At 72.0% G+C, this 22,738-nt stretch carries 20 protein-coding genes; 8 read left to right on the forward strand and 12 right to left on the reverse strand.

The window, feature by feature from the left end; genetic code table 11:
• Positions 1-42: 42 nt before the first annotated feature.
• Positions 43-2,427, forward strand: coding sequence for a discoidin domain-containing protein (locus OHA58_RS24375; protein ID WP_405481364.1), 2,385 nt, complete (start codon positions 43-45; stop codon positions 2,425-2,427).
• Between the two features lie 106 nt (positions 2,428-2,533).
• A complete protein-coding gene (locus OHA58_RS24380; protein ID WP_405481366.1) occupies positions 2,534-3,448 on the forward strand; it encodes an oxidoreductase in 915 nt (304 codons plus the stop codon).
• Positions 3,449-3,502: 54 nt separating this feature from the next.
• Here the strand turns inward: OHA58_RS24380 and OHA58_RS24385 are convergent, their stop codons facing one another.
• On the reverse strand, positions 3,503-4,060 hold the full coding sequence (locus OHA58_RS24385) for a hypothetical protein (protein ID WP_405481367.1): 558 nt from the start codon (positions 4,058-4,060) through the stop codon (positions 3,503-3,505).
• A 212-nt stretch (positions 4,061-4,272) separates the two neighbouring features.
• On the opposite strand from OHA58_RS24385, the gene OHA58_RS24390 reads away from it, so the two are divergent.
• The 3 genes from OHA58_RS24390 (at position 4,273) to OHA58_RS24400 (ending at position 7,339) form a co-directional block, all read left to right on the forward strand.
• Entirely contained in the window at positions 4,273-5,523 is a 1,251-nt protein-coding gene (locus OHA58_RS24390) for an ABC transporter substrate-binding protein (RefSeq protein ID WP_405481368.1), read from the forward strand.
• A 110-nt stretch (positions 5,524-5,633) separates the two neighbouring features.
• On the forward strand, positions 5,634-6,503 hold the full coding sequence (locus tag OHA58_RS24395; RefSeq protein WP_405485144.1) for a carbohydrate ABC transporter permease: 870 nt from the start codon (positions 5,634-5,636) through the stop codon (positions 6,501-6,503).
• Positions 6,470-7,339, forward strand: coding sequence for a carbohydrate ABC transporter permease (locus tag OHA58_RS24400; protein WP_405481369.1), 870 nt, complete (start codon positions 6,470-6,472; stop codon positions 7,337-7,339). Before OHA58_RS24395 ends, OHA58_RS24400 begins: the two co-directional genes overlap by 34 nt.
• A gap of 22 nt (positions 7,340-7,361) precedes the next feature.
• Here OHA58_RS24400 and OHA58_RS24405 read toward each other — a convergent pair whose 3' ends face one another.
• The 7 genes from OHA58_RS24405 to OHA58_RS24435 form a co-directional block, all read right to left on the reverse strand.
• A complete protein-coding gene (locus OHA58_RS24405) occupies positions 7,362-8,129 on the reverse strand; it encodes an SDR family NAD(P)-dependent oxidoreductase (protein ID WP_405481370.1) in 768 nt (255 codons plus the stop codon).
• Between the two features lie 117 nt (positions 8,130-8,246).
• Positions 8,247-8,831 carry a TetR/AcrR family transcriptional regulator gene (locus OHA58_RS24410; protein ID WP_405481372.1) on the reverse strand — a complete coding sequence of 195 codons (585 nt, stop codon included), beginning with the start codon at positions 8,829-8,831 and terminating at the stop codon, positions 8,247-8,249.
• 54 nt (positions 8,832-8,885) lie between these two features.
• On the reverse strand, positions 8,886-9,248 hold the full coding sequence (nirD, locus tag OHA58_RS24415; RefSeq protein ID WP_405481374.1) for a nitrite reductase small subunit NirD: 363 nt from the start codon (positions 9,246-9,248) through the stop codon (positions 8,886-8,888).
• Complete coding sequence (gene nirB, locus OHA58_RS24420; RefSeq protein ID WP_405481375.1) at positions 9,245-11,791, reverse strand: nitrite reductase large subunit NirB; 2,547 nt, start codon at positions 11,789-11,791, stop codon at positions 9,245-9,247. Before nirB ends, nirD begins: the two co-directional genes overlap by 4 nt.
• 1 nt (position 11,792) lies before the next feature.
• Positions 11,793-13,016, reverse strand: coding sequence for an NAD(P)/FAD-dependent oxidoreductase (locus tag OHA58_RS24425; RefSeq protein ID WP_405481376.1), 1,224 nt, complete (start codon positions 13,014-13,016; stop codon positions 11,793-11,795).
• A gap of 98 nt (positions 13,017-13,114) precedes the next feature.
• Positions 13,115-13,759 (reverse strand): class F sortase, encoded by a 645-nt coding sequence (locus tag OHA58_RS24430; protein ID WP_405481377.1) that lies wholly within the window; start codon positions 13,757-13,759, stop codon positions 13,115-13,117.
• Between the two features lie 136 nt (positions 13,760-13,895).
• Complete coding sequence (locus OHA58_RS24435) at positions 13,896-14,408, reverse strand: hypothetical protein (RefSeq protein ID WP_405481378.1); 513 nt, start codon at positions 14,406-14,408, stop codon at positions 13,896-13,898.
• Positions 14,409-14,699: 291 nt separating this feature from the next.
• On the opposite strand from OHA58_RS24435, the gene OHA58_RS24440 reads away from it, so the two are divergent.
• The gene (locus tag OHA58_RS24440) at positions 14,700-15,338 is read left to right on the forward strand and encodes an NADPH-dependent FMN reductase (RefSeq protein WP_405481379.1); all 639 of its coding nucleotides are present in this window, start codon (positions 14,700-14,702) and stop codon (positions 15,336-15,338) included.
• A gap of 64 nt (positions 15,339-15,402) precedes the next feature.
• Here OHA58_RS24440 and OHA58_RS24445 read toward each other — a convergent pair whose 3' ends face one another.
• Positions 15,403-17,043 (reverse strand): M4 family metallopeptidase, encoded by a 1,641-nt coding sequence (locus tag OHA58_RS24445; protein WP_405481380.1) that lies wholly within the window; start codon positions 17,041-17,043, stop codon positions 15,403-15,405.
• Positions 17,044-17,209: 166 nt separating this feature from the next.
• Between OHA58_RS24445 and cutA the strand changes: the two genes are divergently transcribed.
• Positions 17,210-17,536 carry a divalent-cation tolerance protein CutA gene (gene cutA, locus OHA58_RS24450; RefSeq protein ID WP_405481382.1) on the forward strand — a complete coding sequence of 109 codons (327 nt, stop codon included), beginning with the start codon at positions 17,210-17,212 and terminating at the stop codon, positions 17,534-17,536.
• A 174-nt stretch (positions 17,537-17,710) separates the two neighbouring features.
• Here the strand turns inward: cutA and OHA58_RS24455 are convergent, their stop codons facing one another.
• The 3 genes from OHA58_RS24455 to OHA58_RS24465 form a co-directional block, all read right to left on the reverse strand.
• A complete protein-coding gene (locus OHA58_RS24455; protein ID WP_405481384.1) occupies positions 17,711-18,262 on the reverse strand; it encodes a DoxX family protein in 552 nt (183 codons plus the stop codon).
• Between the two features lie 77 nt (positions 18,263-18,339).
• Positions 18,340-20,451 carry a molybdopterin oxidoreductase family protein gene (locus tag OHA58_RS24460; RefSeq protein WP_405481386.1) on the reverse strand — a complete coding sequence of 704 codons (2,112 nt, stop codon included), beginning with the start codon at positions 20,449-20,451 and terminating at the stop codon, positions 18,340-18,342.
• Between the two features lie 501 nt (positions 20,452-20,952).
• Positions 20,953-21,567: a vancomycin high temperature exclusion protein gene (locus OHA58_RS24465; RefSeq protein ID WP_405481387.1), complete on the reverse strand. Its 615-nt coding sequence runs from the start codon at positions 21,565-21,567 to the stop codon at positions 20,953-20,955.
• 240 nt (positions 21,568-21,807) lie between these two features.
• Here OHA58_RS24465 and OHA58_RS24470 point away from each other — a divergent pair, with 240 nt between their 5' ends.
• A complete protein-coding gene (locus OHA58_RS24470) occupies positions 21,808-22,719 on the forward strand; it encodes a sirohydrochlorin chelatase (protein ID WP_405481389.1) in 912 nt (303 codons plus the stop codon).
• Positions 22,720-22,738 lie beyond the last annotated feature (19 nt).

The following is a 22,738-nucleotide window of genomic DNA, read 5'->3' on the forward strand; positions in this document are numbered from 1 at the left end:
TTCCCTTGTGAGGCCCGGAAGGCAAGTGGTGTAGTCCAATGCATGCCTCCGAGTAACGGTACGACTTCACCGCGTCTGTCACGCCGCTCGTTCGTCACCGCCCTCGCGGTGACCTCGGCAGCCACCGCCCTGCCGATCGGGCTCGGGCCCGCCGCCGCGCGGGCCGCCGGCAGGAGCGCGGTCAACGAGCGCCCCGTCGTCATCCCCGCCCTCCAGGCCTGGGCCGGATCCACGGGACGGTACCGCCTCGAAGCAGGCGCACCGATCGCCGTGCAGACCGCCGAACCGGGTGAACTCCTCACGCTTGCCCGGCAGTTCGCCGACGAGATCGAAGAGGTCACCGGCATCAGGCCCGGCGCGCCCCGTGCCGGCCGCGGAGTGCGGGGCGGCCTGCGGCTCGTCCTCGACCCGGCCGACCGGCACGCGCCCGGCGGCGACCGGTACACCGAGGAGGGCTACACCCTCACCGTCACCGCATCCGTCGTCACGGTCACCGCACCCACCCGCACCGGCCTCTACTACGGCACCCGCTCGGTCCTGCAGATCCTCCTGCGCTCAGACGGGCGCCGCGAACTGCCCACCGGCACCGCCCACGACTGGCCCGACTACCGGCTGCGCGGCTTCATGCTGGACGCGGGCCGCCGCTACTTCACCCCGGGCTTCGTCCGCGACCAGCTGCGCCTGATGGGCTGGTTCAAGCTCAACGACCTGCAACTGCATCTCAACGACAACGAGATCAGCCCGGCCGGCGGCGACTGGTCCAAGGCCTACGACGCGTTCCGGCTGCGCAGCGACAAGCCCGAATGGGCCGGGCTCGCCGCATCCGACGGCTCGTACTCGCGGGAGGACTGGGACTCCTTCGAGGACACCGCCGCCGCCCACGCCGTCCAGCTCACCCCGGAGATCGACGCGCCCGCACACGCCCGCTCCTTCGTGCGCTTCCGCCCCGAACTCGGCCTGAAGGGCGGCAACTCCGACCACCTCGACCTCGCCAAACCGGAGACGACGGCCTTCATGAAGAAGGTCTTCGACGAGTTCGCGCCCTGGTTCCGCAGCCCCGAGATCCACTACGGCGCCGACGAGTACACCGGCCCCGAGGAGCAGTACCGCGGCTACTTCAACGCCATGGCCGCCCACCTGCGCACCCTCGGCAAACACCCCCGCGCCTGGGGCAGCCTCACCGAGATGGCGCCCTCCGGCACGTCCGGCTACGACCGCGACGTCACCATCCACAGCTGGAACAACGGCTGGTACGGCCCCAAGGCGGCCACGGCCGACGGCTACGAGATCGTCAACACGAACGACGGGCTCCTGTACATCGTCCCGTTCGCGACGTACTACCACCCGCGCGGCCTCGACGGCCCGTATCTCTACGAGAGCTGGGCCCCGCACGTCTTCCCAGGGGGTCAGAGCCTCCAGCCGCACGACCCGAAGCTGCGCGGCGCCATGTCCGCCGTGTGGAACGACCTCGTGCACGCCACGTACACCCAGCAGGCCGTCCACGGTCTGGTCGAGAAGACCTTCGGGACGCTCGCTCAGAAGATGTGGAGCGGGTCCGGAGCGGGCCTGAGCTACCGGGACTTCACCGCCGAGCTGAGGCGCGGGATCGCCGGACCCGGGCTCACCACCCTCACGCCCACCCTCGCCGAACCCGACCAGATCTCCCTGGACGCGCCGGCCACCGCCTCCTCCACGGCCGCGGGGTCCCGCCCCGCGTACGCCACCGACGGCAGCCCGGTCACCCGGTGGACCAGCGGCCGCGAGCGGGCTCCCTGGCTGGCCGTCGACCTCGGGCAGAGCCGGCCCGTACAGCGCGTGCGCGTCGAATGGGGGCAGGATCACGGCACCGCGTACGCCGTCGAGGTCTCCGACGACGGCGTCGCGTGGCGCACCGTCGCCGAGCGCACGGGCCGCGACCGCGCGGGCTGGGACGAACTCGGCTTCCCGGCGACCACCGCCCGCCATGTACGCCTGCGCGGCCGGGAGCACGCGAGCACGCGCTACTCGGTGTGGAGCCTCCAGGTGTACGACATCCCCGACCTGGCGCTCGGCCGCCCCACCACCGCGTCGTCCGCCGAGACGGCCACGCTCACCGCGCCCAACGCCACCGACGGCGACCCGGGCACCCGCTGGGCGTCGAAGTACACGGACGGCGAGTGGATCGAGGTCGACCTGGAACAGACGCGGACCGTGCGGCGGATCGTCCTCGACTGGGAGACGGCCGCCGGGCGGGACTACGACCTCCAGGTCTCCGCCGACGCCACCGGCTCGTCCTGGAGCACCGTCGCCGCGCGCCGCGACCGCACCACGGCCGGGGTGGACACGGTCGACCTCGACGCCGTGGAGGCGCGGCGCGTACGGATGCTGGGTGTGAAGCGGCAGACGACGTACGGGTACTCGCTCTACCGGTTCGAAGTGCGGGGCTGAGCACAGGGGTGAAGGGTACGGGGGAAACGGGGGTGCGGGGTTCCGCATCTACTGGCCGGTAAGTACAGTCGGGCACCCCCGTACCCCTCGTCCAGGGAGCACAGCCATGACCGGCTGGAACGCGAGCGACATCCCCGACCAGAGCGGCCGCACGGCCGTGGTCACCGGCGCCAACAGCGGCATCGGCTACATCACGGCACGCGAGCTGGCCCGCAAGGGCGCCCGCGTCGTCCTCGCCTGCCGCAGCGAGGCGCGGGGCACGGCCGCGTTGGAGCGGCTGCGCTCCGAAGTGCCGGGCGCGCAGGCCGAGTTCGGGCAGCTCGACCTGGGTGACCTGTCGTCCGTGCGCAAGTTCGCCGGGTCTCACGGCAGCGGCGAGCGGCTCGACCTGCTGATCAACAACGCGGGCGTGATGGCGCTGCCCCAGGGGCGGACCGCAGACGGCTTCGAGACGCAGTTCGGCGTCAACCACCTCGGCCACTTCGCGCTGACCGGCCTGCTCCTGCCCCGGCTCCTCGACACACCCGGCGCCCGCGTCGTCAGCGTCTCCAGCGGCTTCCACGCCCTCGCCGACGTCGACATCGCGGACCTCAACAGCGAGCACCGCTACCGGCGCTGGATCGCGTACGGCCGCTCCAAGACGGCGAACCTGCTGTTCATCCACGAGCTGGCGCGCAAGCTGGCGGCGCGCGGGTCCGACGTCGTCGCGGCGTCCGCGCACCCCGGGTACGCCTCCACGAACCTCGCGACGCAGGGCGTGCGCATGGAGGGCCGCAAGGCCGTCGAGCGGGTCATCGAGCTGGGCAACCGGGTCATCGCCCAGTCCGCCGAGGCCGGCGCGCTGCCCACGCTCTACGCGGCGACGGCTCCCGGGGTGCTCCCGGACTCGTTCACCGGCCCGTCCCTGATGATGTGGCGCGGGGCGCCCGCGAAGTCGTGGCGGGCCCGGCGGACCCTCGACGACGCGGCGGGGGAGCGGCTGTGGGCGGCGTCGGAACAGCTGACGGGCGTGACGTTCTAGAGGACGTTCCAGGGGGTACTTCAAGCCGCCGGGCCGGCTGGTCCGGCCGACCGGCTAGTCGAGTTCAGAGGCGTCGAAGACCGCGCGGGCCGCGTCGCCGTCGATGCGGGCCGCGAGGCGGTCGATGACCGGCATACCGCAGCGGAGCAGTCCGTTCGCGCGGGCCCGGCGCGCGCCCGTCTCCAGGCGGTGCCACAGGACGGGGTTGTCGGTGAGCACCTTCGGGTCCAGTTCCACGCGGCCGCCGAGCGCGTCGCGCAGCACGAGCCGCGGCGTCACCCCGTCGCTGTGGCGCACCGACGTCAGCAGGTCCGTGCAGACCCGCCGCGTGCCCCAGACGCCGCGCACGGCGAGCCAGCCGGGCCCCGCGCTGACCAGCGGCGGATGCAGCACGGCGTGCAGCAGCACCGAGAGCGCCGCCCACAGCCCGACCCGCGCCGCGCTCAGCGTGCCGTTGGCCGTGTCGATCACCAGGATCAGGCAGAACAGCGTGAGCGCGCAGAACACCGCCGCCCGCAGATCGGCGGCCCACCGCCGGTCCCGCACCACCGCGTCCGCCCCAGCCGGTGCCGCCGCCCGCCCGCGGGATCCCGTCCTCGTATCGCGTCCCATGCAGCGCACCGTAAGCCCGTGCGGCGCCCCAGGTCAGCACTCTTGACGCGTCGCTGATCCGCCCGCCGCGCACGTTGACGCCGTGCTGACGGGAGGCGCCGACATACGGCTGTAGTCCCTCTGTCGTAATCCCGCTGCATGGTTGATCGTTGGGCCGTCGGAATCCGTGTACGCCGAAAGAAGCGGGCGTACGAACAGCAGGGGGACGATCAATGACCATCAGCCGCAGGGGACTGCTCGGGACCGGCGCCGCGCTGGGGCTGCTCACGGCGTGCGGCTCCAACACCGGCCGGGACGACGGAGGCTCGGGCGGCGGGCCGGAGCTCTCGCAGTGGTACCACCAGTACGGCGAGCAGGGCACCGAGCAGGCCGTGAAGAAGTACGCCGCCGCGTACGACAAGGCGCACGTCACCGTCCAGTGGCGGCCCGGCAACTACGACGAGCAGACCGCCGCCGCCCTTCTCACCGACTCGGGCCCCGACGTCTTCGAGGTCAACGGGCCCACCCTCGACCAGATCCAGGGCAAGCAGATCGCCGACCTCACCGGCCTGTTCGAGGGGGTCAAGGACGACTTCAACCCGGCGGTCCTCGCCCCGAAGACGTACGACGGCAGGATCTGGGCGATCCCGCAGGTCATCGACATGCAGATGCTCTACTACCGCAAGAGCCTGCTCGCCGACGCGGGCGTCGAGCCGCCGAGGACGCTCGACGAGCTCGTGGACGCCGCGAAGAAGCTCACCTCGAAGAAGACGAAGGGCCTCTTCCTCGGCAACGACGGAGGCGCGGGCGTCCTCGGCGGCACGCCTCTGTACGCGGCCGGCCTCGAACTCGTCACCGAGGACGGCAAGGTCGGCTTCGACGACCCGGCCGCCGCCCGCGCCCTCGGCAAGATCCACCAGCTGTACGCCGACAAGTCGCTGCTCCTGGGCGCACCCTCCGACTGGTCCGACCCGTCGGCGTTCGTCCAGGGCCTGACCGCCATGCAGTGGTCGGGCCTGTGGGCGCTGCCCACCGTGCAGAAGGCACTCGGCGACGACTTCGGCGTGCTGCCCTTCCCGAAGGACGGCGCCGAGGGCGAGCCGTCGGTGCCGGTCGGCGCGTACGGCGCGGCGGTCTCCACCCGTGGCAAGCACCAGCAGGCCGCGAAGGACTACCTCAAGTGGCTGTGGATCGACCGCACCGAGTACCAGGAGGACTTCGCCCTCTCGTACGGCTTCCACATCCCGGCCCGGATCTCGCTGGCGAAGAAGGCCGGGAAGCTCAGGAAGGGCGCGGCGGCCGACGCCGTCCGCTTCACGACCGACCACGGCTACGCCCAGCCTCTCCGCTGGACACCGGCCAGCCAGACCGCCTACCAGGACGCCCTCAGCCGCATCATCAAGGACGGCGCGAGCCCGGACGGCGAGCTGAAGAAGGTCGTGCGGAAGGTGTCGGCCGAGCTCGACCGCGTGAAGAAGAAGTGAGCCTCCGGCAAGAGGGCCGCCGCCAGGCGATCCCTCGGCAGAGAGGCCGCCGGCAGGGCGGCACGGCACGGAAGTGGGCCGGCGTCCAGAACCGCACCCTCTGGTTCTGGATCTTCGTCGGGCCCTTCCTCCTCGGCCTCGGCGTCTTCACGTACATCCCGCTCGGCTGGAGCGTCTACCTCAGCTTCTTCGACGCCCACAACACCGTCACCCCGAGCGACTTCGTCGGCCTCGGCAACTACACGGCGATGCTGAGGAACGAGGCGTTCACCGACAGCCTGTGGACCTTCCTCGTCTTCTCGCTCTTCATCGTGCCCGCGACCTACGCGCTGTCGCTCGCCCTCGCCCTCATGGTGAACCGCCTGCGCCGCGCCCAGGCGTTCTTCCGCTCGGTCTTCTTCCTGCCCGCCGCCTGCAGTTACGTGGTGGCCGCCCTGATCTGGAAGATGTCGATCTTCAACGGGGTGCGGTTCGGGCTCGCCAACACCGTCCTCGGCTGGTTCGGCGGCGACCAGATCGCCTGGCTGTCGACGACCGACCCGCCCTGGTACTGGGCCGTCATCGTCACCGTACGGCTCTGGCTCCAGGCCGGCTTCTACATGGTGCTGTTCCTCGCGGGGCTCCAGCGCATCAGCCCCACCCTCTACGAGGCGGCGGCCGTCGACGGGGCGCGGCCCGGCTGGCAGGTCTTCCGGCACATCACGTTCCCGCAGCTGCGGGCCACCTCAGTGGCGGTCGTCCTGCTCCTCGTCGTCAACGCCTTCCAGGCCTTCGACGAGTTCTACAACCTGCTCTCGGACGCCCGCGGCTATCCGCCGTACGCCAGGCCCCCGCTCGTCTACCTCTACTACACGGCGCTCGGCCAGGGGCAGAACCTCGGGCTCGGCAGCGCGGGCGCGGTGCTGCTCGCTCTGATCATCGCGGTGGTGACGGTGGGGCAGGCCAAATGGTTCGGCCTGGGCCGGAAGGAGACGCAGTGAGGGACGACTCCCGGGTCAGGGCGGGCCGCGCCCTGCGCCTCGCCCTGCTGATCGCGCTCGCGCTCCTGTTCCTGATCCCCTTCTATCTCCTTGTACGCAACGGGCTCGCCGCCGAGAGCGACATCACCTCGCCCGAGTGGACGTTCTTCCCGTCCTCGCTGCACTGGGGGAACGTCAAGGAGCTCTTCGACGACACGTCCGTCCCCTACGCCCGCTCCCTGCTCAACTCCGCGCTCATCGCCGTCGCGACGACACTCGGCACCCTCCTCCTCGCCTCGCTCGCCGGCTACGGCCTGGCCCGCATCCCGTACCGGCACGCGAACAAGGTCTTCTACGCGATCCTCGGCACCCTGATGGTCCCGGCCGCGGTCACCTTCGTGCCCAGCTTCGTGCTCGTCTCGTCGCTGGGCTGGATCTCGACACTGCGCGGACTGATCGTCCCGACCCTGTTCTCCGCGTTCGCCTGCTTCGTCTTCCGGCAGTACTTCCTGGGATTTCCCGGGGAGCTGGAGGACGCGGCGCGCGTCGACGGGCTCGGCTACTGGCGTACGTACTGGCGGGTGGTCGTGCCCAACTCCCGGCCCGTCTTCGCGGCCGTCGGCACGATCGTCTTCATCGGCGCGTGGAACTCCTTCCTGTGGCCCCTGGTCATCGGCCAGGACCGCAACGCATGGACCGTCCAGGTGGCTCTCTCGTCCTTCACCACGTCCCAAGTGGTGCGGCTCCACGAGCTGTTCATCGCGGCGGCCGTCTCGATCGTGCCGCTGCTCGTGGTGTTCCTGTTCTTCCAGCGGTGGATCGTGGCGGGGGTGGAGCGCTCGGGCATCGACGACTGACCCACCCCCCTCTCGCTACGGGCTATGCCGCCGCGCCGCCGTCGATCACCAGGTCGGCGCCGACCACGGACGCGGCGTCCTCGGACGCCAGGTACAGGACGGCGGCGGCGACCTCGTCCGTCGCCGTGACCCGGCCGAGCGGCGTCGCCTCCTTCATGCGGACGGCCCGCTCGGCCTCGGTCTCGCCGGGGAGCAGGGACATGTCGGTCGCGGAGGGACCCGGGCTGACCGCGTTGACACGGACCCCGTCACCGATGTGGTCGAGGGCGGCGCCCCTGGTCAGCGCGGAGACGGCCGCCTTCGACACGGCGTAACCGGTCACGCCCGCACGGGACTTGTGAGGGCCGAGGTTGGAGGAGATGTTGACGATCGCGCCGCCGCGCTCCTGCGTCCGCATCTGCGCGACCTCGGCCTGGAGGGCGAGAAGTACGCCGGTGACGTTGATGTCGAGCAGCGTCTGCCAGTCGTCGGCGGCGAGTTCGGCGACGGGGCCCGCGCCGCGGAAGACGCCCGCGTTGTTCACGGCGACGTCGAGCGACCCGAACCGCTCGACGGTGGCGCCCACCAGCTCCTGGAGGTCCCCGGCCCGGCTCACGTCGGCGGTGTGCGCGACGGCCGTGCCGCCCGCCGCCTCGATGAGGTCCACCGTCGCGTCGAGGGTGGCGCGGGTCCGCCCGGCGACGACGACGCGCGCGCCCTCGGCGGCGAAGGCGAGCGCGATGGCCCGCCCGAGCCCGGTTCCGGCACCGGTGACGAGGACGCTCTTACCGGCGAAGCGACTGCGGGACATGCGTGACTCCTTGGGTGGTGGAAGCAGAGGGCGGTGGTGACGCGGTATTTCCAGAACGATCGGTTCAATATCAGGGCATGGGGAAGAGCCCGACGGGTGTGCCGGGGGAGTTGCCCCTCAGTCCAGGAGGCCGAGTGCCTGCTCGGCCGCGTCCCGTACGCGCGCCGGGTCCGGTGACGCCTTCCCGACGACGCGCATGCCCTGCATGAGGACGAGCAGCAGACGGGCCAGCGCTCGTGGGTCGCGGTCGGCGGGCAGCTCGCCCTGGGCCCGAGCTCGCGTGAGCGTGGCGCGCAGCAGCGTCTCGATGTGCTCCCAGCTGCGCTCCACGCGGCGCGCCGCCGCCGTGTCGTGCGGGGCCAGCTCCGTCGCCGTGTTGGTGACGAAGCAGCCGGTCAGGCGCCGTTCGTCGGTCGTCGCCTCGGCGGCGAAGCGCCGGACGAGCGCGCGCACGGCCGGCAGTGCGGGGCCGCCGGCCGACAGGTCGGCGAGGACGACCGTATCGGTGGACTCGGCGTACCGGTCCATCGCCTTCAGGTACAGCTCGTGCTTGTTGCCGAAGGTCGCGTAGATGCTGGCGCGGCCGATGCCGAGATGGCCGACGAGGTCCGCCATCGACGTCGCCTCGTAGCCGCGCCGCCAGAACAGCTCTAGGGCTGACTGGAGCGCGGCGTCCGGATCGAATTCCTTGGTCCTGGCCACGGTAAGGAGACTAGGCGTAAGCGGAACGATCGGTCAAGAAATGCTCGGCGTGGGTCAGGTGATGCTCGGCGTGGTCTGCACGGCGTACGTGGCGACCGCGTACGCCTCGTCGTCGAGGCATGCGCCGCTTTCGAGGTCGAAGCGCTGCTTGAGCAGCGGCGACGCGACGAACGGGCGGCCCTCGGCCGAGCCGATCAGGCCGCGCGAGAGGACCGCGGCGCCCGTGAACGGGTCACGGTTGCCGACCGCGTAGAGGCGGCCCGTGCGGTCCAGGAACACGGCGGCCTGCAGGCCGTCGGGGAGCAGCGCCGCGACCCCGCGGCCCGGGGTCAGCCGGGCAAGTTCGCAGACCGTGAACCAGGCGTCTTCCAGGCGGAGTTGCACCATCACGGCGGTCTTCTCGGGAGCGACGGTCATGACGTCACCGATCCTTCCAGTGGGCGGGAGCCGATGGACAGCAGGGGCAGGTCGGGCTTGATCTGGTCGCGCTCCGGGACGAACCGCACCAGCGGGTCCGGCGCGTCGGGCGCGTTCACGAAGGACACGAAGCGCTCCAGGCGCTCCGGGTCGTTGATGGTGTCGGCCCACTCGTCGCGGTAGTGCGCGACGTGGTCGGCCATCAGGGCCTCCAGCTCGTCGCAGAGACCGAGGGAGTCGTGCACGACGACGTCCCGTACGTGATCGAGGCCGCCCTCGATCCGCTCCAGCCAGCCCGCCGTACGCTCCAGACGGTCGGCCGTGCGGATGTAGAACATCAGGAACCGGTCGATCAGCCGGATCAGCTCGGCGTCGGACAGGTCCTGCGCGAGGAGGTCCGCGTGGCGTGGGGTCGCGCCGCCGTTGCCGCCCACGTACAGGTTCCAGCCGTTGGCCGTGGCGATCACCCCGAAGTCCTTCGACTGGGCCTCCGCGCACTCGCGCCCGCAGCCCGACACGGCCGACTTCAGCTTGTGCGGGGCCCGCAGACCGCGGTAGCGCAGCTCCAGGTCGATCGCCATGCGCACCGAGTCCTGGACGCCGTAGCGGCACCACGTCTGCCCCACGCACGACTTCACCGTCCGCAGCGCCTTGCCGTACGCGTGGCCCGACTCGAAACCGGCGTCCACCAACCGCGCCCAGATCAGCGGCAGTTGCTCGACCCGCGCGCCGAACAGGTCGATCCGCTGACCCCCGGTGATCTTTGTGTAGAGCCCGAAGTCGCGCGCCACCTCACCGATCACGATCAGTTTCTCCGGGGTGACCTCGCCGCCGGGGATGCGGGGCACGACCGAATAGGAGCCGTTCTTCTGGAGGTTGGCGAGGAAGTGGTCGTTCGTGTCCTGGAGCGCCGCCTGCTCGCCGTCGAGGACATGGCCCTCGGCGCCGATCGTCGGGGCGAGCGAGGCGATGATCGAGCCGACCGCCGGCTTGCACACCTCGCAGCCCTCGCCGCCGCGCGCGCCGTCACGCCCGTGCGCGTCGAGCAGCTCCGCGTACGACGCGATCCGCTTGACCCGGACGATCTCGTACAGCTCGGCGCGGGTGTGCGGGAAGCAGCCGCACAGGCCCTTGTCGCCGCTCTGCGGGAGGAGTTGGCCGATCAGCTTCACGCAACTGCCGCAGCCCGTACCGGCCTTGGTGCACTTCTTCACCTCGGGCAGCGTGGCGTGCGCCTGGATCGCCTCCTTGGTGACGTTGTGGCAGGAGCAGATCACCGCGTCGCCGGGCAGTGCCTCCGGGCCGAGCGCCACCGGCGCCCCCGCACCGGCGGGCAGCACCAGCTGCTCGGGCGCCACGGGCGGCACCGAACCGGTCAGCGCGCGCAGCGTCCCGTACGCCTCCGCGTCCCCGACCAGGATCCCGCCGAGCAGCTCCCCCTCCGGGCCCACGACGAGCTTCTTGTACGTGCCCGAGCGCGAGTCCGAGTAGACGACGTCGAGGCAGCCTTCGGCGGTGCCATGCGCGTCGCCGAAGGAGGCCACGTCAACGCCGAGCAGCTTCAGCTTCGTCGACAGATCGGCACCGGTGAACTGCCCGTCCTGCGAGGCGATCGAGGCGGCCACCGTCTGCGCCATCTCGTAGCCCGGCGCGACCAGGCCGTACACGCGGCCGTCCACGGCCTGCGCGCACTCGCCGATCGCGTAGACGGCCGGGTCGCTGGTGCGGCACCGCTCGTCGACGGTGATGCCGCCGCGCTCACCGACCGTGAGCCCCATGTCGCGGGCGAGCTGGTCGCGCGGCCGTACGCCCGCCGAGAACACCACCAGGTCCGTCGCAAGCTCCGAGCCGTCCGACAGCTTCATGGCGCGCACCGCGCCGCCCTCGCCGCCGGTCAGGATCTCCTGCGTGCCGACGCCCGTGTGGACGCTCAGGCCCATGCCCGTGATGGTGCGCAGGAGGGCAGCGCCGCCGCCCTCGTCGACCTGCACCGGCATCAGACGCGGCGCGAACTCCACGACGTGCGTGTCGAGGCCGAGGCCGCGCAGGGCGCCGGCCGCCTCCAGGCCGAGCAGCCCGCCGCCCACCACCGCGCCGGTCGTGGCGCACCGCTTCGCGTACTCCTCGATCGCGAGGAGGTCCTCGATCGTGCGGTACACGAAACAGCCCGTCGCGTCCTTGCCGGGCACGGGCGGCACGAACGGGTAGGAGCCGGTCGCGAGGACGAGCGTGTCGTACGTGACCTGGAGACCTGAGCGCGCCGTGACCGTCCGCGTTGCGCGGTCGATGTGCTCGGCCGGGTCCCCGAGGTGCAGCTCGATGCCGTGCCGCGCGATGAATGCGGCGTCCGTGAGCGAGAGTTCGTCCGGGGTGCGGCCCGAGAAGTACGAGGTGAGCTGGACCCGGTCGTAGGCGGGGCGCGGCTCCTCGCACAGCACGACGACGCGGTGCGTGTCCGTGAGCCCGCGCTCGGCCAGGGCCTCCAGGAAGCGCTGGCCGACCATGCCGTGGCCGACGAGTACGAGTGTGGGCATGGTGGGCATCTCAGAGGCCTCCGTCGTGAGTGAGCAGGTGGAGCAGGGGTGCGCCGTCGTCGGGCAGCGGGTCGTCCGCCTCCCAGGCCCGGGCCAGCGCCCCGACCGTGCCGAGCTCGCCGACCAGGACCCCGCCGACGAGCCGGTCACCGCGGACGACGACCTTGCGGTACGTGCCGCGGGTGGCGTCGGCGAGCTGCACGACGTCGTCACCGGGCAGCGCCTCGGGCTCGCCGAACGCCGCGAGGTCGAGCGGCCCGGCCTCGTGCGGCAGGGTCAGCCGGGTGAGGGTGCGGGTGCCCGCGTAGGGGCGCCGCCGCCCGGACAGCAGGTTCTCGGCGAGTGCGTCGGCCTGTTCGACGGCCGGGGTCGCGAGCCCGTAGACGCGGCCCGCGTGCTGGGCGCAGTCCCCGATCGCGCGGACGCGGGGGTCCGACGTGCGCAGCTCGTCGTCGACGACGATCCCCTCGCTCACGTCGAGCCCGGCAGCCGCCGCGAGACCGGTCCGGGGGCGCACCCCGCACGCGAGGACCGTCAGATCCGTGCCGAGGACATAGCCGTCGGCGAGCTCGACGCGGCGGACCGCCCCGTCGACGACGCCCACGCCCCGCACCCGGCACTGCGTGTGCACCTCGACGCCGAGCGCGGTGAGGTGCTCGTGCACCAGGTGCGAGGACCGCGGGTCGAGCTGGCGCTCCATCAGGCGCTCGGACTGCTGTGTGAGCACCACCTGGGCGCCGCGAAGGGCTAGCGCACGGGCCGCGGACACCCCGAGGAGCCCGCCGCCGACGACGACGGCGCGCACGCCGGGAGCCACCGCCCGCGACAGGGCCAGGCAGTCGTCCATGGTGCGGAAGGCGTGCACCCCGCCCGGCAGCTCCGCCGCGCCCGGCGCGAACAGGCCGCGCAGGGGCGGCAGGACCGGGTTCGATCCGGTGGCGAGCACGAGGGTGTCGTAGGGGACGTCGGAGCCGTCCTCGCAGCGCACCACACGCTCGGCGCGGTCGATGCGGACGGCGCGGGTCCGCAGGTGGGTTCCGGTGTGGCGGGGCAGCGCGATGACGTCGGCGCCGTAGCTGCCCGCGAGGACCTCGGCGAGCAGCACCCTGTTGTACGGGGCGTGCGCCTCCTCACCGATGAGTACGGCGGCCGAGCCAAGGCGCCGGGCGAGCCGGGTACCGGCGAGGCCGGTGCCGATCACCACCACGCGCCCGGTGTCCGTCGAAAAGGTCATGCACGGCAGCCTGCGGGGCCGGTGTTACCCGGCCGCATCCCTCCCGTTTCCCACGGGGAACGCTGCGCTCAGCGCGCGAGGGGCGTCGGTGTGAGGGCTCAGCGGCTGCCTGTCAGATGTGCGAACACCACGACGTTGCCCCGGTAGCCGGTCTGCTTCGAGTAGCCGCCGCCACATGTGATGACGCGCAGCTCGGGCCGGTCCGCGGCGCCGTACACCTTCTGATCGGGGAAGGCGCTGGCGTCGTAGACCTCGACGGCGTCGACGGTGAACACGGCGACGGAGCCGTCGCGGCGGTCGACCTCGATGGTGCGGCCCTTGGTGAGGGCACCCAGGTCGTAGAAGACGGCGGGACCGTCGGCGTTGTCGACGTGGCCGGCCACGACCGCCGTGCCGCGGACGCCGGGCGCGGTCCCGGCCTCGTACCAGCCGGCCAGGTTCTTCTCCTGCGGCGGCGGGACGTCCAGGCTGCCCTGCGGGGTCAGGCCGAGTCCCATGAGCGGCGCGTCCACCCGGATCGAGGGGATGCGGATGCGGTCGGGCGGCGAGGAGGAGAGGGGGGCCGCGCCGGGCGGCTCGTGGCCGGTGCCGGGGTGCGCGGAGGCGGCCTGCGCGGCGGACGGCTGTGGCGGTCCTTGCGTCTCGGTGCCCTGGTGCAGCAGCCAGGCGCCCAGACACAGGGCGAGAGCGGTGACCGCGGCTATGAGTCCGCTGCTGACTCTTCGGCGGGGCGCCTGCGGCATCGGCTTCTCCGGGTCGAAGTGGGTGGCGGTCGCCTTCCTCCCCCGGCCGCGCGAGGGGGGTGCGAGGCCGGGGGAGGAGAGGACAAGCGGTACCAGGGGGCCGGAGGGACATCGGAGGTCGTCCGTCCGGCCCCCGTCAGATCCCTTCGCCTCTCGCCCGGCGATGCAGGAGCCAGGTACCGCCCGCGGCGGCGACGGCAAGCGCTGCCACTCCCGCCGCGGTCTTCACGGGGTCGGTGCCGAGTGCGCCGCCGACCCCCGTCTCCACATGGCCCTTCGGATGGACCTGGTCCGACGAGGAGGCGAGCGCGACGATCAGGTCGCCCGTCACCTGCCCGCCGCCGGAGCACTTCGCGACGATCTCGTACGTTCCGGGCTGCGCCGACGCAGGCACCTGGAACCGCCCCTCGGCGTCCTTCGCGTGCGTGCCCGGGGCGAGCACGAAGGTGCCCGCGCCGACCGCGCTCGCGTCCCCGGCGGCGGTGCGGGCCGTGCCGCACGCGGTGGTGTTGACGGTGACCGTGGCGCCCGCGGCGGCGTTCGCCGGGTACACCGCGAGGCCGCCCGAGTCGGCGTACGCGGGCGCGGCGGTCAGTGCCGCGGCGGCCGCGGCGAGCGCGGCAGCGGTCAGCAGGCGGGATGTGCGCATCGTGTCGTGCTCCTCCGAGGGGGCACGGCCCGCGGCACCCCCAAGTGCCGCTGCGTCGGTCACGCCCCTGCCCTACCGAGGTAAGTGGCACTAGCCCCGGAACGCCTCCTGATGCACCATCAGAAAACTGGTGAAAGGGCGTCATCTGACACCCCGGCAGGGACATTCCGGCAGGTCACCGGTGTGTCGAAGAAAAGAACCCGCGAGGAGAGCCGGCGCCGGTGAACGGGTGACCGGACCCCGTGGCGCCCGCTTGACCTCAACCAAACTTCAGGTACGAGGCTTGCCCCCATGAACACCACAGCCGCACCTTCCGCCGCCCCCGTTTCCGCCCCCGTTTCCGCCCCTACCGAGACCCCCGTACGGGTCGCCGTCGTCATCGGCAGCAACCGCGAGGGCCGCTTCGGCCCGGTCGTCGCCGACTGGCTCATGTCCCTGCTCGGGGAGCGCCCCGACTTCGCCGTCGACGTGATCGACGTAGCCGCCGCCGACCTGCCCACCGCGCTCTCCTACGACCCGTCCAACGAGGTACGGGCCGAGCTCGCCAAGGTCACCCCGAAGCTGGCCGCGGCCGACGCCTTCGTCGTCCTCACCCCCGAGTACAACCACTCCTACCCGGCGTCCCTCAAGAACGTCATCGACTGGCACCACGCCGAATGGCAGGCCAAGCCCGTCGGCTTCGTCTCCTACGGCGGGATCTCCGGCGGCCTGCGCGCGGTCGAGCACCTGCGCACCGTCTTCGCCGAGCTGCACGCCGTCACGGTCAGGGACACCGTCTCCTTCGCCAACGCGGGCAGCCACTTCGACGCGTCCGGCGCCCACCGCGACCCCGCGGCGCCGGCCGCCGCGGCGAAGTCGATGCTCGACCAGCTGGCGTGGTGGGCGAAGGCACTGCGGGAGGCGAAGGAGGTGCGCCCGTACGGCAGTTGAGACCGGGCAGCCGAAGGCCCCCGCAGCCGACGGCTACGGGGGCCTCCCTTACCCATGCGCGATGTCAGCCCACGGACACGGCAGACCAGGTCGCGGCCACGGCGGCGTACTCCGCGCTGCCGGCGCCGTACAGGTCCTTCGCCGCGCTGAGGGTCGCCGTGCGGGCGCCCGCGTAGTTCGTCGAGGACGTCATGTAGACGGTCAGGGCCCGGTACCAGATCTTGCCGAGCTTGTCCTTGCCGATGCCGCTCAGCGTCGAGCCGTTGCACGTCGGGCTGTTGTGCTGGACGCCGCCGATGACCTTCGGCCCGCTGCCCTCGGCGAGCAGGTACGCGAAGTGGTTGGCGACCCCGGACGAGTAGTGCACGTCGAGGTTGCCGACCGACGAGCTCCAGCAGTCGGCGGAGTTGCCGTCCTTGCTGGGCTTGTCCATGAAGCGCAGCGCCGGCTGGCCGAAGCCGGGCTTCACGATCTTCTCGCCGATGAGCCAGTCACCCGGGTCGGACGCGTTGTTCGCGTAGAACTCGACGAGCGTGCCGAAGATGTCGGACGTCGCCTCGTTCAGGCCGCCGGACTCGCCCGAGTAGGTGAGCCCCGCCGTCTTCGACGTGACACCGTGCGACATCTCGTGCCCGGCGACGTCGAGCGCCACGAGCGGCCCGAACGTCGAGCCGTCACCGTCGCCGTACGTCATGCAGAAGCAGCTGTCGTCCCAGAAGGCGTTGTTGTAGTTGCTGCCGTAGTGGACGCGGTTGTACGAGCCCTTGCCGTCGCCGGCGATGCCGTTACGGCCGTGGACGTTCTTGTAGTAGTCCCACGTCGTGTCGGTCCCGTACTGGGCGTCCACGGCGGCCGACGAGCGGTCGGCGTTCGTGCCGGTGCCCCAGTGGTTGTCGGTGTCGGTGAACACCACCGCGGGAGCGCGGCTCCAGCAGATGGTCAGGATGCAGCCGTCGGTCTTGTTCTGCGCGTCACCCGAGTAGGTGCCGCCCCGCGTCGCGTCCTTGAGCTGGTACGTCGACCCGGACTGGGTCGTCTCCAGCGGCACCGTGCCCGAGTAGAGGGACTTCCCGTCGCCGGTCGCGGTCTCGATGCTGTCCCAGGCGTCGATCTGCTTGCCGGTGGTGGCGTCGGTGAGGACGACACGGGCGACCGGGTTGCCGAGCGAGTCCTTGCCGGCGGCGTCGGTGCGCCAGGCCAGCTTCGGCGCGCCGTGCAGCGCGTCCACGACGAGCGCGGGCTTGGCGACGACCTTGCGCAGGAGCTCGCCCGGGTTGGCGGCACGCAGCGCGGCGGCGGCGAGGTCGGCGGCCTTCGGAGCGGGGAGCGCCGGCGTCACGCTCGGCACGGCGAGGTCGCCGCGGACCGCGCGGTTCGCCGAGCGGTAGCCGCCGTCGCGGTTCAGGTGGACGACGAAGTCGCCGCCGAGAACGGGGAGCTTGCGGAAGGTGCGGTTGTAGCGCACGTGCTGGGTGCCGTCCGGGTCGACGACGACGTCCCGCACGGAGGTGCCCTGGGCCGAGGTGAGCCCGAGGTCCCCGGCCACCGCGTGCAGCGCGGCCGTGGCGTTCCGGACGGCGTCGGCCCGGGTGGGCGGGGCGGTGTCGGCGCCCGCGGTGGGGGCGAGGGCGGCGGCCAGCAGGGTGGCGGCCGCCGTGGCTATGCCGGCGGTGGTGAGTCGCGATGTGGTCCGGGCAGGTCTCATCGGGCTCCTAGTGACGGCGCGCGGGCGCGCTGAGGGGGGTCACACTGATGACGCCTCAGATTTAAGGGTCCATGACATGTCATGTCCATAGAGCCTCTGTGGCGGAGCTGTGAAATAGGTGTTCACCTGGAGAATCAGGAGCGCACGGCCCGCGAAAGGAACGGACATGAACGCACTGGCCCTGACGGTCCTCACCACGACCGACGGCGAGGCCAAGGCCCGCGCCCTGGCCGCGGGAGCGGTCGAAGCACGCCTGGCGGCCTGCGCCCAGATCGCGGGCCCGGTCACCTCGGTCTACCGCTGGCAGGGCAACACGGAGACCGCCCAGGAATGGCAGGTGCTCCTCAAGACGACGGCCGACGGCTACGGGGCCCTGGAGTCATGGCTGTTGGAGGCGCACGACTACGACACCCCGGAGATCATTGCGACACCGGTGGTACGGGGGAGTGCTGCGTACCTCGCGTGGATCGAGGGGGAGACGGGCGGGGCGTGATGACATGAGCCGGAAAGCCCGACGGCCCGAGCGCGTCAGCACCCGGGCCACCATGACTCACCGGCTCACAACCAACCGGCTCACCGGCTAGCCGCCTGAACACCAACCGGCCAACCGCCTGAACACCAACCGGCTCACCAGCTCACCGATTCACGTCTTCACCGATTAACGGCCTCACTTACGCAGCAGCAGAGTGATCCCGGCCACCACCACACCGAGCGCCACGGCGCCGATGCCGTATCCGAGGCGGTGGGACCGCAGCCCCGGCAGGAAGCGGTCGACGGCGATGCGCCCGGGGCCGGTCAGTGCGAGCGCCACCGCGCCGAGTGCGATCAGGAGCTCGTACTCGATGCCCTGCGGCGCGAAGAATCCGCCGCCCCACTTCACGGCGATGGCGTTGACCAGGGTGCCGGCCACGGCCGCGGCGGCCAGCGGGGTGAGCAGGCCGAGCACGAGGCCGAGCCCGCCGAGGGTCTCGCTGAGCCCGGCGACCGCGGCGAACGCCTTCGGTGACGGGTAGCCGGAGGCGGCGAAGAACTGCCCGGTGCCGTCGATCCCGCCCCCGCCGAACCAGCCGAAGAGCTTCTGCGCACCATGCGCGGCCATGGTCAGGCCGAGGGCGAGGCGCAGAACGAGAAGACCGAGGTCATAGGCGTGGGCGGGCGCGGCGGGGGCGGGGGAGCCGGGCGCGCGGAGCGGCCCGAGCTGGTTCGCGAGAGAGGTCACGTGGGGTTCTCCTGACTCGGAAGGGACATGCTTGAACTTTCAAGCTATGACCAAGCTAACCGCCCGCCCACGATGTTTCAAACGTGAACGACACCGTCCGAGCGGTCACCGGAGCCGGAGTCGATACCGGCCGCCTCGACCCGTACCGCGCACACCTTGAACTCCGGCATCCGGGACGTCGGATCGAGAGCGGGGTTGGTCAGGTTATTGGCGCGCCCGGCGCCCGGCCAGTGAAACGGCATGAACACCGTGTCGGGCCGGATGCCCGCGGTGATCCGGGCGGGCGCCTCGGCCCGCCCGCGCCGGGAGACGACGGCGACCGGCTCGCCCTCAGCCACCCCGATCCGCGCGGCGAGCCGCGGATGCAGCTCCACGAAGGGGCCGGGCGCGGCGGCGTTGAGCTCGGCCACGCGCCGGGTCTGCGCACCCGACTGGTACTGCGACACGACGCGCCCCGTCGTCAGATGGACCGGGAACTCGGCGTCCGGCTCCTCGGCGGCCGCACGATGCGAGACGGCGACGAAGCGGGCCCGCCCGTCCTCGGTGGCGAACCGTTCCAGAAAGAGCCGGGGCGTCCCGGGATGTTCCTCTTCCGGGCAGGGCCAGAACACCCCGTCCTCCTCGACGAGCCGCCGATAGGAGATCCCCGCGTAATCAGCGGCTCCCCCCTCCGAGGCTCGCCGCAGCTCCTCGAAGACCTCCTCCGGATCGGCCGGGAACCCCTTCTCCACCCCCAGCCGCCCGGCCAGCTCACGCAGCACCTCCAGATCGCTCCGCACCCCGTCCGGAGGCGAGAGCGCCCGACGCCGCAGCAGCACGCGCCCCTCCAGACTGGTCACGGTCCCCGTCTCCTCGGCCCACTGGGTAACGGGAAGCACCACATCGGCAAGAGCGGCGGTTTCGGAAAGCACCACATCGGCCACGGCCAGAAAGTCGAGCGACCGCAGCCTGCCCTCCACATGGGCGGCACGAGGAGCCGACACCACCGGATTCGACCCCATGACCAGCAGCGCCCGTACATCCTGCCCCAGCGCGTCGAGCAGCTCGTACGCGGAACGGCCGGGGCCGGGAAGGGAGTCGGGGTCCACACCCCACACACCGGCCACATGCGCACGCGCCGCCGGGTCGGTCAGTTTGCGGTACCCGGGCAGCTGGTCGGCCTTCTGCCCGTGCTCGCGCCCGCCCTGCCCGTTGCCCTGCCCGGTCAGGCACCCGTACCCGGAAAGGGGCCGCCCGGCGCGCCCGGTCGCGAGGCACAGGTTGATCCAGGCGCCCACGGTGTCGGTGCCCTTGGACTGCTGCTCGGGCCCGCGCGCGGTGAGCACCATGGCGGCCTCGGGCTCGCAGAACATCCGCACGGCCTCGCGCAGTTGAGGCACGGAGACCCCGGTCACGCGCTCCACGTACTCGGGCCAGTGCGCCATCACGGCGGCCCGCGCGTCCTCCCAGCCCCGCGTCCGGGCGCGCACGAACTCCTCGTCGACCCGTCCTTCGGTCACCACCAGATGCAGCATCCCGAGGGCCAGGGCGAGATCGGTCCCGGGCCGGGGCGCGAGATGGAGGTCGGCGAGCTCGGCGGTGCGCGTGCGGCGGGGGTCGATGACGACCAGCGTGCCGCCGTTCTCCCGCAGTTCGTTCAGATAGCGGACTGCGGGGGGCATGGTCTCGGCCATGTTCGACCCGACGAGGACCACACATCCCGTACGCGGAATGTCCTCCAGGGGGAACGGCAGCCCGCGGTCGAGCCCGAACGCGGCGAGCTGCCCCGCCGCGGCGGACGACATGCAGAACCGACCGTTGTAGTCGATCTGGGAGGTCCCGAGCACGACCCGGGCGAACTTCCCGAGCCCGTACGCCTTCTCGTTGGTGAGCCCGCCCCCGCCGAAGACCCCGCACGCGTCCGGGCCATGAGCCGAACGCGTACGGGAAAGCCCCTCGGCGACCAGGCCGAGCGCCTCGTCCCACGAGGCCGGCTCCAGCGCGCCGCCCCTGCGGACCAGCGGCCCGGTCAGCCGCACGCCGGGGGCCAGCACGGCAGCGGCCGTACGCCCCTTCCCGCACAGGGCGCCCCGGTTGACGGGAAACCCGGCACGCTCCTCGACCTCGACAGAACCAGAGGCAGTAGGGACGAGATTCATCCCGCACTGGAGGGAGCAGTAGGGGCAGTGGGTGGGCGTGACAGTGAGCATGGGCCCACCCTGCGCGCACGCTGTTACGCGACAGCCCATGCCCGATTACACGCAAGACACGACGCCCTCTTAGCGTCACCGGCGGGCCGGTGAGAACAACGGCGGATGAGCGCGAAACCGCCGCGAGTGGGACGCCCGTACCCGGTGGGCCGGTGAGTGAGAACAACGGCGGATGAGCCGCGAAACCGCGGCGAGGGGACGCCCGTACCTGGTGGGCCGGTGACAACAACGGCGGATCAGCCGCGAAACCGGCGCGAGGGGACGTGGGGGGTGTGTCCGCCCGGAGCACGGAGGTGCGGGCGCCGGTCAAGGGACACAGGGCGGAGGCGCCGCGATGGCGAGGACGGACACACCCCCGCGGCCCCGCCCCACCACACACGAGGCGCATCAGCGAGGCGGCACCCCCGGAGCAACACTCAGCGAGGCGGCACCCCCGGAGCAACACTCAGCGAGACCGCGCCCCCAGAGCAACTCAGCGAGGCCCCACCCCCGGAGCAACACTCAGCGAGACCGCGCCCCCAGAGCCTCCCGAACCCCCTCCTCCTTGTCCCCGAGGAACCGGGGATCGGGCCGGAACACGGAATCGACCACGGCCTTACCCGCCGCGAACACCTCACGGGCCCCGCCGTAATACCAGGTCACGTCGTGCCGGTCGTCGACACCGACGCCGTACGACGAGACGCCCGCGGCCTCGCACAGGGCGACCGCGCGCCGGATGTGGAAGTCCTGGCTGATCAGCACGGCCCGGTCGACCCCGAAGATCTTCTTGGCCCGCACGCACGAGTCCCAGGTGTCGAACCCGGCGTAGTCGCTGACGACAGCCTTGCCGGGCACCCCGTGCCGGGTCAGATAGGCCCGCATCGCGTCGGGCTCGTCGTAGTCCTCGCGGCTGTTGTCGCCGGTCACGAGAACCACCCGGATCCGCCCGTCGCGGTAGAGCTGGGCCGCCGCGTCGAGCCGGTGCGCGAGATAGGGCGACGGCTCGCCCTCCCACAGCCCGGCCCCGAACACCACGGCGACATCGGTGCGCGGCGCATCGTCGACCGTACGCAGCCGGTCCCCGGTCACGACGAACAGCCACGTCGCCGGCAACAGCGCCAGCACACACAAGGCCATCGCGCCCTGTACGAACCGCCGCCACCCCCGCCGCGTACGCGGCAACCGGATCCGCACCACTGACCACCCCTGCTCGAAAACGTCGTCGCACGACTGGACGCACGTTTCCGCCGGCCGGTTCACGCGGCAAGCGGAGACCCCGACCACCTCACATCCGCCCGAACACCCGGTGAGCCCCGGGGAAGCGACCCGTCACCGCCCCGCAACGACGCCGCAACCTCCCCCGTCCAGGATCAATTCATGACGGCGTCGAAACCTCAGCGCGACGAGCCCACCGGCACGGCCCACCTCGACAGTACGGCGCAACTCATGACCAGGATCACCAGCCAGCTCGGCACCCAGCTCAGCCACGTCCGGCTCGACGGCAGCCGCCGCACACCCCTGCAGGCACCGCCCACCCCGCCCGCGCCGCCCGCTCTGGTCGTCGTGGCGCACGGCAGCCGCGACCCGAGGGCGCTCGCCACGGTCCACGCCCTGCTCGACAAGGTGCGCGAGGAACGCCCGGGACTCCCCGTCCACCTCGGCCACATAGAGCTGAACGAACCGCTCCTGACCGACACCCTCGCGGGCCTCGCCCCCGGCCGGGCCGTCCTCGCCCCGCTGCTCCTGTCGCGCGGCTACCACGTCAAGCAGGACATCCCGGCAGCCCTGGCCACGGCCCCGCACCTGACGGCCCGCGTCGCCCCGCCGCTGGGCCCCCACCCGCTCCTGGTGGAAACGCTGTACGCCCGCCTGGTGGAGGCCGGCTGGGACCCGCGCCCCGACGCCCGCACGCGCAGGACCAGCGGTGTGGTCCTCGCGGCGGCGGGCTCCCGCGACCCCGACTCGGCCGTCGACACGGCCCGCACGGCCGCGCTCCTGGCCGACCGGCTGGGCGTCCCGGTCGTGCCCGCCTACGCGAGTGCCGCCGCCCCCACCGTCCCGGCCGCGCTGCGCGCCCTCGCCGTCAGAGGAAGGCACCGCGCCGCCGTCGCCGCGTACTTCACGGCGCCGGGCCGCTTCGCCACCCAGTGCGCGCAGGCCGCCCCCTGGATAGCCGCCGCCCCGCTCGGCGCGCACACGGCGATGGCCCGCCTCCTCCTCCACCGCTACGACGGGACCCTCGCCTCCCAGGCGACCGCCCCCGTACAGCGGCAGCTCACGTCGGCCTGACCGTTTGTCACCGCATGCC

The organism is Streptomyces sp. NBC_00009 (genome assembly GCF_045040855.1).
In the GTDB taxonomy this organism is placed as follows: Bacteria; Actinomycetota; Actinomycetes; order Streptomycetales; family Streptomycetaceae; genus Streptomyces; species Streptomyces aureus.

Bases quoted from the DNA above. Each gene is read 5' to 3' on its own strand.
- cutA (WP_405481382.1), top strand. From the start codon at position 17,210: ATGAACGCACTGGCCCTGACGGTCCTCACCACGACCGACGGCGAGGCC.
- OHA58_RS24460 (WP_405481386.1), bottom strand. From the start codon at position 20,451: ATGCTCACTGTCACGCCCACCCACTGCCCCTACTGCTCCCTCCAGTGC.
- nirB (WP_405481375.1), bottom strand. From the start codon at position 11,791: ATGCCCACCATGCCCACACTCGTACTCGTCGGCCACGGCATGGTCGGC.
- OHA58_RS24425 (WP_405481376.1), bottom strand. From the start codon at position 13,016: ATGACCTTTTCGACGGACACCGGGCGCGTGGTGGTGATCGGCACCGGC.
- OHA58_RS24470 (WP_405481389.1), top strand. From the start codon at position 21,808: ATGACGGCGTCGAAACCTCAGCGCGACGAGCCCACCGGCACGGCCCAC.
- OHA58_RS24435 (WP_405481378.1), bottom strand. From the start codon at position 14,408: ATGCGCACATCCCGCCTGCTGACCGCTGCCGCGCTCGCCGCGGCCGCC.
- OHA58_RS24400 (WP_405481369.1), top strand. From the start codon at position 6,470: ATGGTTCGGCCTGGGCCGGAAGGAGACGCAGTGAGGGACGACTCCCGG.
- OHA58_RS24375 (WP_405481364.1), top strand. From the start codon at position 43: ATGCCTCCGAGTAACGGTACGACTTCACCGCGTCTGTCACGCCGCTCG.
- OHA58_RS24445 (WP_405481380.1), bottom strand. From the start codon at position 17,043: ATGAGACCTGCCCGGACCACATCGCGACTCACCACCGCCGGCATAGCC.
- nirD (WP_405481374.1), bottom strand. From the start codon at position 9,248: ATGACCGTCGCTCCCGAGAAGACCGCCGTGATGGTGCAACTCCGCCTG.
- OHA58_RS24390 (WP_405481368.1), top strand. From the start codon at position 4,273: ATGACCATCAGCCGCAGGGGACTGCTCGGGACCGGCGCCGCGCTGGGG.
- OHA58_RS24385 (WP_405481367.1), bottom strand. From the start codon at position 4,060: ATGGGACGCGATACGAGGACGGGATCCCGCGGGCGGGCGGCGGCACCG.
- OHA58_RS24430 (WP_405481377.1), bottom strand. From the start codon at position 13,759: ATGCCGCAGGCGCCCCGCCGAAGAGTCAGCAGCGGACTCATAGCCGCG.
- OHA58_RS24465 (WP_405481387.1), bottom strand. From the start codon at position 21,567: ATGGCCTTGTGTGTGCTGGCGCTGTTGCCGGCGACGTGGCTGTTCGTC.
- OHA58_RS24380 (WP_405481366.1), top strand. From the start codon at position 2,534: ATGACCGGCTGGAACGCGAGCGACATCCCCGACCAGAGCGGCCGCACG.
- OHA58_RS24405 (WP_405481370.1), bottom strand. From the start codon at position 8,129: ATGTCCCGCAGTCGCTTCGCCGGTAAGAGCGTCCTCGTCACCGGTGCC.
- OHA58_RS24440 (WP_405481379.1), top strand. From the start codon at position 14,700: ATGAACACCACAGCCGCACCTTCCGCCGCCCCCGTTTCCGCCCCCGTT.